We start from the raw sequence: 15,479 nt of genomic DNA, 5'->3' as shown, positions 1-15,479 counted from the left end.
TCCAGTCTATGTTACAGCATAGCAAAAAAAAGGGGATTTGAAAATTAACTGACAAAAAAGCGGTGTCCCCGCCGCTATGCCAAAGGAGGGAACACCGTTTTTTGTCGCCGAATTCCCGCTTAATGAAGGGTCGTCAGCTGATTAGCATATTGCAATTTTCCCCTGTTCAACCTGCAAGCTTCCATGTTGTACAGTGGTTCGGTCAACGTCGGGTCATACTGAAGGGCCTGTGCAAAGAGTGAACATGCAGCTTCGGGATTCGCAAGCTTGGCTTGAATACAGCCCAGGGCGTTACATACAAGCCCTTTTAATCGAGGAGAACCCTTAAGGTACATGATCTGCTGCAAATGTGTCCCGGCTTCCGCCATTTGTTCCAGATTCAGATACGCGAGCGCCAGGTAAAAACGTGTCAATGCACTCTCCGGATGGTCGGTCACAACCCGGGAGAACTGCATGATCGCCTGCGGATACATCTGTAATTTGAAATAGCCCTGACCTCGACTGAAACATTCCAGATGGAGTTCAGGCAGAGCAGTAACAGCTTCCTGTTCCGGTTCAAGGGAAGTAGGCTTATCCATCTCCCGCTCCCTCACCTGGCTCATCTTTTCTTCAAACATCAGCCATTCATCCAGCATTCCGTCACTCATCCGCTTAAGCAAATTCCACTTTTGCAGCAATTCCTGTTTGTTCAGGCCTTCAGCGGAAGGATAGCTCTTGATAATTTCATCTAACATGTCGTTCATTTCTGCGAAAACATGCTGGAACATCGATGCATCCCCACCCTTGAAAAAATGGATTAGTGCAGTGACCTGTACTCATTTTTTGCTTCAAGGGCCGATTTCATTCTCCTTACCAGTCGATTACATAATTGTTGCGTGGACTTCCTGTTTCATTGTTTGTACAGGTTTATTCTGTCCATCTACAAACACAACGGTTGGTTTGTGAGTATTTGCCTCTTCTTGCGACATCATGGCGTAAGAAATGATAATGACGTTATCTCCAGGCTGCACCAGACGTGCAGCTGCGCCGTTAAGACATATGACCCCGCTTCCGCGTGGTCCTGGAATCACATAAGTTTCCAGACGTGCACCATTGTTGTTGTTCACAATTTGCACTTTCTCGTTTTCCATCAAGTCGGATGTTTCCATCAAGTCTTCATCTATGGTAATGCTACCCACATAGTTCAAGTTGGCTTCCGTTACCGTAGCCCGGTGAATTTTGGATTTCATCAGTGTTCTAAACATGGGACAGTACCTCCGATTTTTGCAACCTTATATTGTCAATCAATCTTGTTTTTCCGAATTTCACCGCAAGTGCAATGAGCAGATCATCACGTCCTTGAACTTCTTCCTGATCTGCGAGCGGCTCCAGGCTTGGAAAAGCCTGAATCTCGGCGTAGTCGATAACCGCAAGCGGTGAGGTTGCAATCTGCTCGCGCAGAATACGACGGATATCTGCGGCGTTTATAGCTGCACCTGTATCTGCGGCTTCCTGAGCTACACGCAGTGCCTTCGACAGAACCAACGCCTGTGTACGCTGTTCAGCGCTAAGATAGACATTTCGTGAACTGAGGGCAAGCCCATCCTCTTCGCGAACAATTGGACAGGGTACAATTTCTACAGGCATATTCAAATCATTCACCATCTGTTGAATGACCGCAACCTGCTGAGCGTCTTTCATTCCAAAAAATGCACGCTGTGGCTGTACGATGTTGAAGAGCTTGGAGACTACAGTTGTTACCCCATCAAAATGACCCGGACGGGAAGCACCACATAAGCGCTCCGTCAGTTTTGAGACAGATACCGTCGTTTGCGTTGCCTGTGGATACATCTCTTCCACAGAGGGAATAAATACGATATCCACTCCTTGTGAGCGTGCTGTTTCCACATCTCTGGCTTCATCCCGCGGATAGCTGTCAAAATCTTCATTAGGGCCAAATTGAATCGGATTAACAAATATGCTTAATACCACGATATCGCTCTGTTGTCTGGCTGCCTGCATCAAGCTTGCATGACCTTGATGAAGATAACCCATTGTTGGTACCAGACCTACAACGGATGCATTGGAACGAATCGCTTGACGCTTCAAGCTTAGTTCCTGTCTTAACTCTGCGATTGTCCGTAGTACTTTCATGAGTTACTCACCACCTTTTCCTTGCGTTGTCCGCCGTACAGTTGATCCAAAGCACCATCCGCAGCATTGAATACATGCTCTTCGGCCGGGAACGAACGATCTTTCACTTCTTTCACGTAAGCTTCGATGCTGGTTCTGATTAATGTACCCACATCTCCATAGGTTTTGACAAAACGTTTGGGCGTATACGGAGATGCGTATTGAACCACATCATGGAATACCAGTACCTGACCATCACAGCCCCGTCCTGCTCCAATTCCGATGGTAGGGATGGATAGTTCCTCCGAGATCGCCTGTGCAACTTCTTCCGTAACCAGTTCAAGCACAATACCAAACGCACCAGCAGCTTCCAAGGCCTTGGCTTCGTCCATCAGACGTTTCGCATCCGCTGCATCCTTGCCCTGAATGCGGTAACCACCAATCTGATTAACTGATTGAGGTGTCAGTCCGATATGTCCAAGAACAGGCACGCCTGCTTGCACGACTGCTCTGACGGTGTCCGCTATCTCAACTCCGCCTTCCATTTTAACCGCATGGGCATGCCCCTCTTGCATCAGTCGACGTACACCCTTAAGCGTCTCATCCACGCTGCCATGATAGGTCATAAAAGGCATATCAGCCACAATAAACGTCTTCTCAGCACCGCGCACTACGGAACGTGTGTGGTACACCATGTCGTCGATGGTCACCGGAAGCGTCGAATTATAACCCAGTACTACATTGCCAAGTGAATCGCCAACCAGGATCAGATCGATACCCGCTTCCTCTGCTAGGAGTGCTGTTGGATAATCGTAAGCCGTGATCATCGTAATCGGCACGCCATCCTGCTTATATTTTTTCATTTTAACAATATTCAACGCTTGTTTGTTCGCCATTTTCTCTCATGGCTCCTTTCTTCTTTTCAAATAAACGCAACAAAAAAACCTTTTAGTTTTCCACTAAAAAGTCCCGAAAAGTCAAAAAAGAGTCACTTGCGATCGTCCCTTCTGTCTCGGTCCTCTTCGGCTCAGAGCAGAATCCAACAACTCACTTAAACGTATTTCATTCTTGCACTGCGGTCTGCTTATATAAAACACATCAAAGCAGAACAAAGGTTACTGTAACGGGAGTGCAATTCGGTCTGCATTAACCGATATCGCCTCACGAACACAGTATACCAAAGTTCTGCTCAAACTTCACGTCTTATGTTCATTTTACCAGTGAAAATTCGACAAATTGTTTATGATTTCCAGGAAATCTCACCAGAGATGATTAGTGTATGTTCTCCATCGTGCTTCTCCACGATAAGTGCTCCAGAAGGGTCAAGACCGATTGCCTTCCCTTCAATGACACCATGAGGATTCGTCACTGTAATCGCTCGATTCATCGATACGGACAGGGCCTCCCATAGGGCTGAGATTACGCCAAATCCTTCTTTTTGATACAAAAAATATAACTGTTCAAGCTCCGTCAAAATGGCAGCCGTTAGTTTGGTGCGATCAACGGATTGCCCCGTCTCCATCTTGAGTGAAGTAGCTATAGTTGTAAGATCTTCCGGATAATCCTCGGGATCAAAATTCACGTCAACACCTATACCTGCAATACAGTATCTGACTTCATGATCTTCCACCGTAGATTCTAGCAATATGCCACATACCTTGCGTCCGTCAATCAACAGATCATTTGGCCATTTGATGCCTGCATCAGCTCCTGAACAAGCTCGAACGGCACGACATACAGCCACACCTGTTAATAAAGTTAGCTGCGGCGTGTGCTGAAGTGGTAGATCAGGTCGTAACAGAACACTCATCCAGATTCCTTTACCCGGAGGAGAGAACCACTGTCGACCGAAACGTCCTCTTCCTCCTGTTTGTTCTTCCGCAATGACCACAGCACCTTCTGCCTGCCCTTGCTCAGCTAGCTTGAGAACATCCCCTTGCGTAGACAGGGTCGAGGTCAACAAAACAGCCTTACGGCCAAATACGGTTGTATCCAGTGCCAATTGGAGGCCAGTAGCATCAATGCTATCCGGCTTCGTTACCAGACGGTATCCTTTGCGGGATACAGCTTCAAACTCATAACCCATGTCTCGCAACTTGTTCACATGTTTCCACACAGCGGTCCGACTGATGGACAGATTACGGCTAATCTCTTCACCCGATACGAATCGTCCTTCTGCATTTAATAACATATGTAACAGATCTTCATGTTTGGTCATCTTGAACCACCCGCTTCACTTCTGCACTTAGTGCTTCATGCTGATTCGCTATCGTTCCAATCGCTGTTTCTCGTAACAAATGTTTCATCAGTTGACCCAGCCAAGGCCCGCCTTTGCGCTGCACCATTTGTAACACTTGTTCCCCTGTGATATCCAGCTCTTTCAAGTCATGCACTGAGATCGATTGACTCCATTCGGCTGCAAGCTCTTGAACCAAAACAACCTGCATTTCTGCCTGTTCGGATTGATTCCGCCATCCTGCTGGCAGTGTAGACTGTATTCGAAGCCAATCATCCGCCGCCTGAACACCACAAGTCAGAACCGTAACGATCCAATCGGAACGGAGACTGACCGTATCCTTCTGCTCCTGAACGGAAGTATGAATCAACTGCTCCACCTGAAGGACCCCTGTTATTCGAGAACGATGTTCATTGGAGAATGTCCACTGACGTAATAATACATCTGCTTCATCCTTGCTATAACCGCCAGCAATCAGGATGAGTGACCAACGGAGTAACACATGCTGACCTGACAATTGTTCCAGATTGGATAACAACGTCTTGTTAAAACGCGCCGAGCTAACCGGCGCTTTGATGTGCGCAAGCGCATCACTTCTGAATAACAGCTCCAATCCTCTTAAAGGATGCGGTCCCGACATCATTTTTACCATCTCGGTGCGTACCCGTTCCATAGCTATATGTTGAAGCAGGTCTTTCTGCCTTACAAGACCCTTCCAAGTATTATGGGCAATTTTGAAATCAAATACGGAAGCAAACCGGACACAGCGGAGCATCCGCAGTGCATCTTCACCAAATCGTTCCATCGCAGAACCCACACATCTGACTCGCTCTTCCTTGATATCTGCCTGTCCACCAAAAGGGTCAACGATTGTCCCAGTGACGTCCATAGCAAGAGCGTTCATCGTGAAGTCACGCCGCTGTAAGTCTTCCTTGATATCCTGAACAAATTGAACCGCAGCAGGTCTGCGGTTATCCTGATATTCGGATTCTGTTCGAAAGGTGGTCACTTCAAAATAATAACCGCCTGAACGAACGGTAACCGTACCGTGTTGCAGACCTGTAGGAATACAATCGTCAAACAGTTCCATGACTTGCTGAGGAGAAGCAGATGTCGTGATATCCATATCGTCTACAACTCGTTCCATCAATTCGTCACGAACACAACCACCTACCCAATATGCCTTGTAGCCATGTTTGTTTAATGTTGTGAGTACATTCTCACTTTGCATTGCCATTTCACGATCTACCTGTGTCCATTGAACCACTACATATCACCTCTTCTCTTGCCTGTTGTGGTATGCACAGTATGAATTCGTCAAAGAAATAATTAACCGCAAACCGGCTTCAGATTCGGAACTTCCCTTCCCAACACCCGGTAATAAATCTGTTCATATTCATGCCGAATAGCATCATTGCAAAAGTCGTGATGCGCGCGCTGAAGACATGCTTCCCTGAACTCCGCAGCCAAACGATCGTCCGTCAATAAACGGATGGTGTTCTCGGCCATGGATTGTGTATCCCCGATCGCGGATAAATACCCCGTCTTACCATGTAAGACCAGTTCCGGAATTCCTCCGGCCTGTGAACCGATTGTAGGTACGCCACAAGCCATTGCTTCGAGCGCCACAAGTCCGAAACTTTCCTTTTCTGAAGGAAGCATCAACACGTCAGCCATGGAAATGACCTGAGCAATGTCATCCTGTTTGCCAAGGAAATGAACTTTATCATTTAACCCGAGATCATTAATTTTCCATTGCATCTTCGGCAAATCAGGTCCTTCACCAACAAATAACAGTTTGGCAGGAACCTGCTCCTGCACCTGACGGAAGACCTCTACCACATCCTGAGTTCTCTTCACCGGTCGGAAATTGGAGATGTGCATTAATATTTTTTCGTCGGGCGCAGCAAAGTCTCTTCGCAGACTGGCAGCATCCCGCGGATAATATATTCGTTTGTCAATAAAATTATAGGTTAGATCGATTGGACGCTGAATATCCAGCAATTCGACCGTTTCTCGAATCAAATCTTGTGATACGGCAGTAACCGCGTCACTTTCATTAATGGCTAGACGGATCAGATCCTTCAGAGATTCATCCTGAGCCAGAACCGTAATATCCGTTCCGTGTAACGTGGTAACCACTTTAAGGCCGTCCCCTACCATTTGTTTCGCAAGAAAGGCGCACACTGCGTGTGGCACGGCATAGTGAACATGCAGCAGATCGAGCTGCTGTGACTTAGCCACCTGAGCCATCTTTGTTGCCAGTGACAGGTCATACGGAGGATAACGGAAAACATAATAATCATTTACTTCAACTTCGTGATAAAAAATATTTTTCTGGAACGTACCCAGTCTGAACGGGATACTGTTGGCAATAAAATGAACCTGATGCCCCTGTTCGGCAAGTAATTTGCCCAGCTCCGTTGCAACAACGCCAGACCCGCCGAGGGACGGATAACAGGTGATGCCGATTTTTAGCTTTTTATCCATCCTGTGGACGCTCCTTTGATCTCCCGCTTCATGCAGGTTGATATCATGCAATGGAATAATGAAACCCTTCGTTTCATTAGACGTAAAATGTGAAATCGTTTATTGAGCACCCGAGCCAAATTGATGAACCACGTAAGGTGTAATTGTAGCAAAACCTTCTGCAAACGGGATGAGACTGCGTTGTCCGAGCAAGGAATCACGGGCTCTTACACGTTCGATATACCCTTGATTCAATGGCGTCGAGACCGCTCCGTCTCCCAGTTCGAATTGGGAACGATAAGAGAGCAATGATGCTTCTTTTTGCTCATAGTGTTCCGTAATATCGACAATCAAATCCGTAGGCCCGATGTCATTAATAAAGTAAAAATAAAGTTCCTTCACCTGCACGGCAGGCATGTCCGGCATGTAGTTGCGAAGCTTGGCGTTAAATACAGCCTCCTGCACAAGTTTACTGCAATTGACATGATCCGGATGACGATCTTCCCAATACGGAGCAAACACCATCCGAGGGGCATGACGTCGTATCTCAGCCGTCACAGCCTGTACATGTTCAGGCGTAAGATATAAACCACGATCAGGAAGCCCCAGATTCGTTCGACACGAAAGACCGAGGACGCGGGAGGCTTGCTCCGCTTCCTCGGTTCTGCGCTCTACTGTTCCGTTGGAAGACATCTCAGCACGAGTCAGATCACACACGCCTACTTTCAAGCCAGCAGCGGTATGTTTGGCAATCGTTCCACCCATACCAATCTCCGCATCGTCTGCATGTGCTCCAAAGATGAGAATATCCAGACTCATTCGGAATCACCCGAATTCAATCCAGCCTCCGGCTTGTATTTATGTACCAGCTCTCTCCAGGCAAAATCACCACGATCCAGAGCCTTAACCAGAATCTCAGCGGTTGCGATATTGGTGGCAAGTGGAATTCCCTGTACATCACAAAGGCGCAGCAACGCATTAATATCCGGCTCGTGAGGTTGTGCCATCAGTGGATCGCGCAGGAAAATAATCAGATCCATCTCATTTTGCGCAACCAAAGCTCCGATCTGCTGATCTCCGCCCAGTGGGCCTGATTCGAATCGATGAATCTTCAGCGACGTTCCTTCCATAATACGAAGACCTGTTGTTCCTGTAGAATATAATTGATGGTCCGTAAAAACAGGCTCATATGCCGTCACGAAGTTAACCATCTCTTCTTTTTTACGATCATGGGCGATAAATGCTATTTTCAACATGACAATCTCCTTTAGTCGATAAAGTGGTCAAATCCGTAGATCATTCCTGTATATTCCATAACCTTTTGCACACCAATCTTAACACCAGGCATATAACCTGCGCGCTCGTAGGAGTCATGCCGAATTTTGAGTGACTGTCCATAGTCTCCGAAAACAACTTCCTGCTGCGCGAATACGCCAGGCAATCGTACACTGTGAATTCGGAAGCCGTTGTAATAACCGCCGCGTGAGCCTTCAATCGTTTCTTCCTCATTCGGATTACCCTGACGAAGTTCTTCCCGATTGGCAGCAATCAGTTCCGCAGTTTTGATAGCTGTTCCAGAAGGGGCATCCAGCTTCTGATCTCCGTGATATTCGATGATCTCCACATTAGGCATATGTTTGGCAGCCTGTGCTGCGAATCGCATCATCAGAATGGCACCGATCGAGAAGTTAGGGGCAATAAGCCCTCCAATTCCTTTGTCCTGGCATTGCTTGTCCAACTGTTCAATCTGCTCCGGCGTAAAGCCGGTAACACCCATGACAGGTCTGACTCCATGACGGATCGCAATCTCGGTATGTGTAAAAGCATATTGCGGTACTGTAAAATCAACCATAACCTGCGGTTTTGTTTCGGCAAAAGCCATTTCGATATCATCAGTCACCAGCACCCCACACTCTGGCAAACCAACAAGCGTTCCTGCATCCGTGCCTGCTCCGGAGCGGTTGACAGCCGCTGCAAGCTCCAATTCCGGGTCCTGAAGTACCAATTTCACAACTTCACGGCCCATACGGCCAGCCGCTCCGATCACGGCAACTCTGATTACTTCACTCATATTGACTGCATCTCCTCGCTATGTTGGATCATATCGTTGAATCCATTTCAATTCGAAAGAAAACTTTGCAAAATGAATTCTTATTGAATGGATTTCATACGTTGCTTGATTTCCTGTAACATCTGATGCAGCTGCCCATTCTGTGGGTCCAGCAAAATTGCCTCACGCAGCGCCTGAATCGCATAGTCAAATTCATTCAAATCACTGTAAGCCAGCGCAAGCATAACATGAGCTTCCACTGAGAGCGGATCAAGTTTGACCGCTTCTTGCAGAATCGTTGACGCTTCCTCATAGCGCTCCTGTGTTGCAATACCCGCCTGCTCCAACAGCAACTTCGCTCTGGAGGTCAATTGTTTCGCTTCCAATGTCTGCAGATGTAAAATATACTCTTCTGTTCCTGGCGACAATTCAACCGCCTTACGTGCATATTCAAGCGCCGGAACCAGATGTTTGCTGCGGGCGTGGGTAATGGAACAGCGATAATATAACTCCGCATGTTTTGGATGAGCGTGAATGGCTGACTCGAACCAACGAATCGCCTGCTCAAAATCATTTTGCAATATACAGCGGTAAGCCTGCTGCATATATTCTTCCGGTTTCATCATTAAGCTGACCCTCCCCGATCGGGTGATGGTACAGCATATGTAATCTACGCCTAATCGGTGTTTTTGGGAGTCCACCGATTGGCATCGCGGGTGTTAAATTTATGCATGACTTTATCGTGCGCCTCAGCCAGATCAATTCCCAGTGAGTTCGCAAAACAAATCGTGATAAATAAAATATCTCCAAGCTCAAGTTCAATGGAATTGGCTGCTTCGGAAGATTTCTTCGGCTTCTCGCCGAACTCATGATTCACTTCTCTGGCGAGCTCCCCAACCTCTTCAGACATCCGGGCCAACATGGCCAGAGGACTGAAATAACCCTCCTTGAACTGGGAGATATACTGATCAACCTCACGCTGCATTTCTGCGATGCTTTTCTCCATGAGAACGGATTCTCCTTTTGAAATGATGTCGTATTTGTTCCTAATAATATCAGTTATTTAGATTCACTTCCACCATCATCATCTACAAATCATTTTTAAAGAATCAATAAACAGGTATACTAGATGGGAATGATTGCTTCTTCATTCTAATATATCTACAGCGAGGGATCTTATGAGCACTGCCAAAACCTGGATTCAAGTTAAACTGGTTCTTCCCATCGTGCTGGGCACAGCCTTATATGCCTTTGGGCTCCTCTATTTCATTATCCCCAATCAGCTTATGGAAGGCGGCCTTACCGGGGTTACGGTGCTGATCAATTACGCTTTTGGCATCTCACCTTCACTTACAACCTTGATTCTGAATTTTCCCCTCTTTCTGATCGGGCTCAAAATTTTGGGCGGCAGACAGATGATCTATACGGGTATCGGAATCGGGGCACTGACCGTTTTTCTATGGTTGTTTGAGAAGTTGATTCATCTGGGCTGGATTGAACCATTACATACCGAGAATGACCTCCTGCTCGCAGCTCTATATGCAGGTGTCACCCTTGGAGCCGGCCTTGGCATTGTATTTCGTTGGGGCGGAACGACGGGCGGTTCAGACATCATTGCTCGTATTCTCAATCGCAAGTATGGGTGGAGTATGGGACGAGTATTACTGGGCATCGATTTTGTCATTATCGGGCTCTCTCTCATCTACATCCCCAAAGAAAAAATTCTGTACACGCTCGTAGCTGTATTCATCGCTTCCAAAGTCATCGACTTTATTCAGGAAGGTGCATATTCTGCCCGGGCATTTATGATCATTAGTGACCATGCGCCCGAGATTGCTGAGCAGATCACACGGGATATGGATCGTGGCGTTACCCTCATTCCGGCCATTGGCGCGTACTCTAAACAGGCCAAACACATGGCCTACTGTGTAATCTCCAGGCAAGAGTTCCGGCGTCTGCAGACCATTGTACGTTCCATAGACCCCAGAGCTTTTGTCATCATCAGCGATGTTCACGATGTACATGGAGAAGGTTTTAAAGAAAGCTGACATGCTGGAGACACTACAAAAAGTCCTCTTTTCACATGAAGAGCCGTTACCGTGGCTGTTTATGCGAAAGAGGTCTTTTTTTTAAAAAAATATACCACGATCACGTTTATATCCAATTAGCGCCGAAAAGGAAAAATCCCCTGCTGCTGTGCACGATATTTACGATATCCGGCGTAACTTAACGTCGCCACAATGACCGAACTTATCAACAGCCCGGCTGCCCTGCGATCAGGGCCTTGTACAAACGGTACAAAGGCACTCTCGTCCTTCTCGCGACCAAATAACTGGTTCACCAGCTCCTCCCCGTGGCCCACCATGCTCTTTAACTGAGCCAGATCAGGCTGCTTTGCAGCGGTGAGCCCTTTGGTATGAGATAACCAAGCGTCCATCTGAGCAATCTCATACGGTTCACGGCGAATCAGTGCGGCAGGACGAATCGTCTCATAATGCTCCTCCAGAACGGTGTAGCGGTTTGCCAGTACGGCCGCAGTTTGCCCTTGATCTGTAGCAGCAGATAAAGCGTCCAGATCGTTTTTTACGATTTTATAATACTGAAGCCATAAAGGCTTGGTTGGATTTGCGAGACTATCTGCTGCAAGTCTGAGTTTGGCAGAGGATTGCTGAAGAGAAGCATCGTCATTTTTCACCTTCACAACGGCTTGTTTCACTTCAACTACGGTTTCGGACAAGGCGTGAATGCCCTCGACTGTCGTTTGTCCCTCAAAGGAAATATGCTCCAAACTTTTACTGATGCGCAGAATGCTTCCTCGCACTTCTTCAATATTGTTCTCGAGTGCCTGACGATACAATATGGCTGCTTCCTCATTCAGTTGTGCAATTGAATTGCTTGTGGACACTTGTTGATCTGAAATCGAATTCAGTCCTTCACTTTGCGCGGATACACGATATGCTAAGTTCGTCCAAAGCAGCAGAGCCATGAACGATACCACCAATAAGCCAGTTTTGATCCCGAACGTTCTCTTCATGGACATCCCTCCCACCACCAATGTATGGCGGGGGACAGTTCCTTAGAACAAGCTTGAGGTCGGAAATCAGGTACGTCTTGCCTGTCTTAAGGCTAGCCACGCGCACAGAATGCTCACCAGTGTCAGTCCGAATGTGAAATTACGTACACCATCTACATGATCATAGAGGGAACCGGGTAACCAAGGGTAAATATCATATGTATAATCCATCGTATCGTTCAACAGCGTCCAGAGACCTGCAACGACAAGGGCAGCCCAGCGGAAGCCGAAAAAGCGTACATAAATGAGAGCTTCAATGGCCATCGCACTATGCGAAGCAATCAACATCCAATCTTGCCAGTGCTGTGTACCACCTTGCATCCAGCCAGCGAAAATAATGGACACGGCCCACACGCCATATTTCACAGATGTGACTACGGCAAGCGCCTGAATCACATGACCGATCCGTTTGATAATGATGGACCGTGGTGGGTACAATATCCATAGCAACGCTAAAGTAAAAAACAAACTCGCTGTTGGACTATCTGGCACAAATACGATCTGCCACACCGGCTGCTCCGCCAGCGTCAATTTCATTTGCTCTCCGTACCAGATGTATCCGTATACCGTTCCTACCGCATTACACCAAAATAATAGCCACAGGAAATAACGATTGGTCAAAAATTCCCTACTCCAGAAATACGATAAAGCCACATTCCCTGCCCCTTCCTTCATCACATATTGTGCACGATACAGTGCTGTTCAAAAAAAACACTTCAAAAAAAACCTGACCGCATAAACGATCAGGTTTCATTGGTTATTTCGATTTTACTGTTCTGCTTTCTGTTTCGCAAGCCATTCGGTCAGATGAGTAATCTCTTCATCCGTAACGCCTTGAGCAATAGCATTATTGTACTGAGGCTGCATTGCATTGTAGCCTTCTTTAATAATGGTCAGAATCTCTTCCTGGCTGTGCTTGTCACCCACACCTCGAAGTGAAGGTCCAGTTGCTCCCTTCATATCAGCCGCATGGCAGCCAATACACCCAGCCTTCTTGTACGTTTCCATTGCAGGATCATCCTGTTCCACGATCGCAACTTCTTCTTGTTGTCCAGGTGCATTGGAAACTGGTGGGAGCCCCTGTTCACGCCTCTCCAGTGCTTCTTCTTCACGTTGAATATGTTCAGGCTTCTGTCCACTTGCTTCCAACTCATGCTCATAGTGCGTCCACGCTACATTCGTCAGGTAGAATACAGAAATGACCGACAAAATCATCAGTGATGAAGCAATGGGGCGCTTATAGAAACGCCGCTCCTTGCCTGTGTCCAGAAATGGTGCCAGCAGCAAAGCTCCGAAAGCGACTCCGCTGACCCCCAGTACCCCGAGCAGAACGTAATCGCCCGATGCGTATGGATACTTCAAGTACTGATACAGAAAAAGGAAGTACCAGTCCGGCATAGGAATTACGGATGCGCTCGGATTGGCCGGATAGCCCAAAGGTGCAGGTTCTGAGATCGTGAGAACCAGAATCCCCACCAATACAACGACACCAACCATCCATTCTTTCAGCAGGAAGTTGGGAATAAAGGCTTCTGATTTGCCGGGATACGCCGTGTAATCAGGCGGGGTAATGAAGCCCACCCCTTTACGGACCCGTGAATCACCGACAAAGATAACCTTTTCCTCATCATCCTTCTTATGTCCGTGAGCCATTGCGATTCCTCCCTTCTCAGTTTATAGTGGTCCCGAAATGCCCTGTCTGCGGATCATGATAAAGTGTCCGACCAGAAGCACCAGAAGCACAGCGGGGAGGAAGAATACGTGCAGGGCAAAGAATCGGGTTAGTGTCTGTGCACCAACAATCGTACCGCCTTGCAGGAATTCTTTAATAATCGGTCCCAGCCAAGGAACCGTATTGGCAATCTCCAGTGTTACTTTTGTTGCAAAATAGGCTTTGTTATCCCATGGCAACAAGTACCCTGTCAGCCCCAGGCCCAACATGACGAAAAAGATCAGCATGCCGACAACCCAGTTCATTTCACGCGGTGCCTTGTAAGAGCCTGTAAAGAACACACGCATCGTATGTAAGAACATCATTACGATAACCAGACTGGCTCCCCAGTGGTGCATGCCGCGAACAATTTGGCCGAAGGCTACTTTGGTCTGCAGATACTCCACACTTGCGTAGGCATTGATAATATCAGGTACGTAATACATGGTCAGGAACATGCCTGACAAAATCTGAATAACAGTAATAAAGAACGTCAATCCACCAAAGCAGTATACGAATGCGGAAAAGTGATGAGCCGGATTTACATGCTCTGGAACTTCATGATCCGCAACGTCCCGCCAGATTGGCGTGATGTCGAGACGCTCGTCAATCCAGTCATAGACATTTTTAAACATCTGCGTTCACGCCTCCTAATTCACTCGGGTGTTCGGAACAATGTCGCCCAGATATACCCAACCCTGCTCTTCCTTGACTACGTACTCATCCAGCGGTTTGGGGGCTACGGCAAGATTCTTCCCTTCCTTGTCATAGTGCGCGCCATGGCAGGGGCAATGATACTCGTCAGGGTATTGCTTGTCACTATTCCAGCCTACTGTACATCCCAGATGTTTACAGATAGGTGAGAGTGCATAAATTTTACCCTGCTCGTCTTTGCGAATCCACGCCACTAACGATGCATTACTCAGATACCAACCATCCTGTTGTTTAAGTTCAAAGGTGAATTCTTGAGGCTCATTCGTAATTTTGCTGATTTCAGCTACTTTGACAGAGGTGCCTTCTCCCTTATGTTGCAAAATCGGGTCCACCGCAAAACGGACCATAGGAAGGATTGCACCGGCGGCCATGTAGGCTGTAGCTCCACCAAGCGTGTACGTCAAGAACTGCCTGCGTGACATCTCCATGCGGCTTGGCAATTTCAATGAAGCTTCGTGGTCATGCTCACTGCTCATACTGTCTCCAACCCCCTTTTTCAGCCAACTCTCTCAAACGTTTTCATTTTCATAAATTCCACGACTTACTAGAACATACATAATCATATAGTAGCCCTAGAACACCGTCAAGAATTTGTCACACATTTTTAAGGTTCAATTGTAAGCGTTATTAAAAAATTGTTGTAAAATTGTCACATTTGTCGCTAAAAACTATTTTTTCCACAACTCTCGTATCTTTTCCCCTACAAATCTCGCAATCCCTTCTTCTCCAACCTCATGAGTTAAGACGGACCGACTCAAAACCAGATCAGCAGCTGGAATGTCCACGCCATCCAAATGACCATCTGATGACATAATAACCACATATTTGAATCCTGAGGATTTAAGCTGTGCGGACAAGGAATTTAATGTCATTGACAATTCCGAATTAGCATAATGAAAGGCTGGATAAGTCATGATTCTCCCTTTGAAAGGAATTTCGACCAGATCCAGAAAATCTCTCAGCCGCTCCAATGCCTCGGTAGCTTCAACTGGCGACTGCTCACCGCTAAGAGCTGTGTATGGAATAAGGCATGTATCCAGATAGAGTTGCAGTTCAGCCCAGCTGTCTTGAGTCATCTCACTGAATTTCAATTCCCTATATCCCCTCTCTATCC

The 15,479-nt window shown here is 47.0% G+C and carries 19 protein-coding genes; 1 reads left to right on the top strand and 18 read right to left on the bottom strand.

Translation table 11 applies throughout. The features are described 5' to 3' along the window. Nucleotides 1-119: 119 nt before the first annotated feature. The 12 genes from QF049_RS03670 to QF049_RS03615 form a co-directional block, all read right to left on the bottom strand. Nucleotides 120-743, bottom strand: coding sequence for a tetratricopeptide repeat protein (locus QF049_RS03670; RefSeq protein WP_307534868.1), 624 nt, complete (start codon nt 741-743; stop codon nt 120-122). A gap of 117 nt (nt 744-860) precedes the next feature. Then, on the bottom strand, nt 861-1,244 hold the full coding sequence (gene panD / locus QF049_RS03665) for an aspartate 1-decarboxylase (RefSeq protein ID WP_017687742.1): 384 nt from the start codon (nt 1,242-1,244) through the stop codon (nt 861-863). Then, the gene (panC, locus tag QF049_RS03660) at nt 1,237-2,133 is read right to left on the bottom strand and encodes a pantoate--beta-alanine ligase (protein WP_307534866.1); all 897 of its coding nucleotides are present in this window, start codon (nt 2,131-2,133) and stop codon (nt 1,237-1,239) included. Before panC ends, panD begins: the two co-directional genes overlap by 8 nt. Further along, entirely contained in the window at nt 2,130-3,008 is an 879-nt protein-coding gene (panB, locus tag QF049_RS03655) for a 3-methyl-2-oxobutanoate hydroxymethyltransferase (RefSeq protein WP_307534864.1), read from the bottom strand. The genes panC and panB overlap by 4 nt, the downstream gene beginning before the upstream one ends. Before the next feature lie 344 nt (nt 3,009-3,352). Beyond that, entirely contained in the window at nt 3,353-4,330 is a 978-nt protein-coding gene (locus QF049_RS03650; protein ID WP_307534861.1) for a biotin--[acetyl-CoA-carboxylase] ligase, read from the bottom strand. Further along, a complete protein-coding gene (locus QF049_RS03645; RefSeq protein ID WP_307534859.1) occupies nt 4,317-5,615 on the bottom strand; it encodes a CCA tRNA nucleotidyltransferase in 1,299 nt (432 codons plus the stop codon). Before QF049_RS03645 ends, QF049_RS03650 begins: the two co-directional genes overlap by 14 nt. 62 nt (nt 5,616-5,677) lie before the next feature. Next, nucleotides 5,678-6,838 carry an N-acetyl-alpha-D-glucosaminyl L-malate synthase BshA gene (bshA, locus tag QF049_RS03640; RefSeq protein WP_076209934.1) on the bottom strand — a complete coding sequence of 387 codons (1,161 nt, stop codon included), beginning with the start codon at nt 6,836-6,838 and terminating at the stop codon, nt 5,678-5,680. 99 nt (nt 6,839-6,937) lie between these two features. Further along, nucleotides 6,938-7,636, bottom strand: a complete 699-nt coding sequence (gene bshB1 / locus QF049_RS03635; protein ID WP_036607631.1) for a bacillithiol biosynthesis deacetylase BshB1 — start codon at nt 7,634-7,636, stop codon at nt 6,938-6,940. After that, on the bottom strand, nt 7,633-8,073 hold the full coding sequence (mgsA, locus tag QF049_RS03630) for a methylglyoxal synthase (protein ID WP_017687735.1): 441 nt from the start codon (nt 8,071-8,073) through the stop codon (nt 7,633-7,635). The genes bshB1 and mgsA overlap by 4 nt, the downstream gene beginning before the upstream one ends. Nucleotides 8,074-8,084: 11 nt before the next feature. Next, nucleotides 8,085-8,888, bottom strand: coding sequence for a 4-hydroxy-tetrahydrodipicolinate reductase (gene dapB, locus QF049_RS03625; protein ID WP_017687734.1), 804 nt, complete (start codon nt 8,886-8,888; stop codon nt 8,085-8,087). An 80-nt stretch (nt 8,889-8,968) separates the two neighbouring features. Then, complete coding sequence (locus QF049_RS03620; RefSeq protein WP_307534854.1) at nt 8,969-9,493, bottom strand: tetratricopeptide repeat protein; 525 nt, start codon at nt 9,491-9,493, stop codon at nt 8,969-8,971. A gap of 50 nt (nt 9,494-9,543) precedes the next feature. Beyond that, complete coding sequence (locus tag QF049_RS03615; protein ID WP_017687732.1) at nt 9,544-9,873, bottom strand: nucleotide pyrophosphohydrolase; 330 nt, start codon at nt 9,871-9,873, stop codon at nt 9,544-9,546. 172 nt (nt 9,874-10,045) lie between these two features. Here QF049_RS03615 and QF049_RS03610 point away from each other — a divergent pair, with 172 nt between their 5' ends. Further along, complete coding sequence (locus tag QF049_RS03610) at nt 10,046-10,915, top strand: YitT family protein (RefSeq protein WP_307534852.1); 870 nt, start codon at nt 10,046-10,048, stop codon at nt 10,913-10,915. Nucleotides 10,916-11,031: 116 nt separating this feature from the next. On the opposite strand, the gene QF049_RS03605 is transcribed toward QF049_RS03610, so the two are convergent. From QF049_RS03605 to QF049_RS03580, 6 genes are all read right to left on the bottom strand, one after another. Further along, a complete protein-coding gene (locus tag QF049_RS03605) occupies nt 11,032-11,901 on the bottom strand; it encodes a sporulation protein YpjB (RefSeq protein WP_307534850.1) in 870 nt (289 codons plus the stop codon). 66 nt (nt 11,902-11,967) lie between these two features. Further along, nucleotides 11,968-12,594, bottom strand: a complete 627-nt coding sequence (locus tag QF049_RS03600) for a DUF1405 domain-containing protein (RefSeq protein ID WP_307534847.1) — start codon at nt 12,592-12,594, stop codon at nt 11,968-11,970. A 114-nt stretch (nt 12,595-12,708) separates the two neighbouring features. Then, a complete protein-coding gene (locus QF049_RS03595) occupies nt 12,709-13,593 on the bottom strand; it encodes a menaquinol-cytochrome c reductase cytochrome b/c subunit (protein WP_307534845.1) in 885 nt (294 codons plus the stop codon). Between the two features lie 21 nt (nt 13,594-13,614). Next, nucleotides 13,615-14,286, bottom strand: a complete 672-nt coding sequence (qcrB, locus tag QF049_RS03590; RefSeq protein WP_017687726.1) for a menaquinol-cytochrome c reductase cytochrome b subunit — start codon at nt 14,284-14,286, stop codon at nt 13,615-13,617. Between the two features lie 15 nt (nt 14,287-14,301). Further along, nucleotides 14,302-14,841 carry a QcrA and Rieske domain-containing protein gene (locus QF049_RS03585; protein ID WP_036607648.1) on the bottom strand — a complete coding sequence of 180 codons (540 nt, stop codon included), beginning with the start codon at nt 14,839-14,841 and terminating at the stop codon, nt 14,302-14,304. Between the two features lie 192 nt (nt 14,842-15,033). Further along, nucleotides 15,034-15,456: a DUF2487 family protein gene (locus QF049_RS03580; RefSeq protein WP_307534843.1), complete on the bottom strand. Its 423-nt coding sequence runs from the start codon at nt 15,454-15,456 to the stop codon at nt 15,034-15,036. Nucleotides 15,457-15,479 lie beyond the last annotated feature (23 nt).

Source organism: Paenibacillus sp. W4I10 (assembly GCF_030816325.1).
GTDB lineage: Bacteria > Bacillota > Bacilli > Paenibacillales > Paenibacillaceae > Paenibacillus > Paenibacillus amylolyticus_B.
Note: the sequence above shows the minus strand (reverse complement) of the source record. Positions and strands in the feature narration are given on the sequence as shown.

Bases quoted from the DNA above. Each gene is read 5' to 3' on its own strand.
- QF049_RS03670 (WP_307534868.1), bottom strand. From the start codon at position 743: ATGAACGACATGTTAGATGAAATTATCAAGAGCTATCCTTCCGCTGAA.
- panD (WP_017687742.1), bottom strand. From the start codon at position 1,244: ATGTTTAGAACACTGATGAAATCCAAAATTCACCGGGCTACGGTAACG.
- panC (WP_307534866.1), bottom strand. From the start codon at position 2,133: ATGAAAGTACTACGGACAATCGCAGAGTTAAGACAGGAACTAAGCTTG.
- panB (WP_307534864.1), bottom strand. From the start codon at position 3,008: ATGGCGAACAAACAAGCGTTGAATATTGTTAAAATGAAAAAATATAAG.
- QF049_RS03650 (WP_307534861.1), bottom strand. From the start codon at position 4,330: ATGACCAAACATGAAGATCTGTTACATATGTTATTAAATGCAGAAGGA.
- bshA (WP_076209934.1), bottom strand. From the start codon at position 6,838: ATGGATAAAAAGCTAAAAATCGGCATCACCTGTTATCCGTCCCTCGGC.
- bshB1 (WP_036607631.1), bottom strand. From the start codon at position 7,636: ATGAGTCTGGATATTCTCATCTTTGGAGCACATGCAGACGATGCGGAG.
- mgsA (WP_017687735.1), bottom strand. From the start codon at position 8,073: ATGTTGAAAATAGCATTTATCGCCCATGATCGTAAAAAAGAAGAGATG.
- dapB (WP_017687734.1), bottom strand. From the start codon at position 8,888: ATGAGTGAAGTAATCAGAGTTGCCGTGATCGGAGCGGCTGGCCGTATG.
- QF049_RS03620 (WP_307534854.1), bottom strand. From the start codon at position 9,493: ATGATGAAACCGGAAGAATATATGCAGCAGGCTTACCGCTGTATATTG.
- QF049_RS03615 (WP_017687732.1), bottom strand. From the start codon at position 9,873: ATGGAGAAAAGCATCGCAGAAATGCAGCGTGAGGTTGATCAGTATATC.
- QF049_RS03610 (WP_307534852.1), top strand. From the start codon at position 10,046: ATGAGCACTGCCAAAACCTGGATTCAAGTTAAACTGGTTCTTCCCATC.
- QF049_RS03605 (WP_307534850.1), bottom strand. From the start codon at position 11,901: ATGAAGAGAACGTTCGGGATCAAAACTGGCTTATTGGTGGTATCGTTC.
- QF049_RS03595 (WP_307534845.1), bottom strand. From the start codon at position 13,593: ATGGCTCACGGACATAAGAAGGATGATGAGGAAAAGGTTATCTTTGTC.
- qcrB (WP_017687726.1), bottom strand. From the start codon at position 14,286: ATGTTTAAAAATGTCTATGACTGGATTGACGAGCGTCTCGACATCACG.
- QF049_RS03585 (WP_036607648.1), bottom strand. From the start codon at position 14,841: ATGAGCAGTGAGCATGACCACGAAGCTTCATTGAAATTGCCAAGCCGC.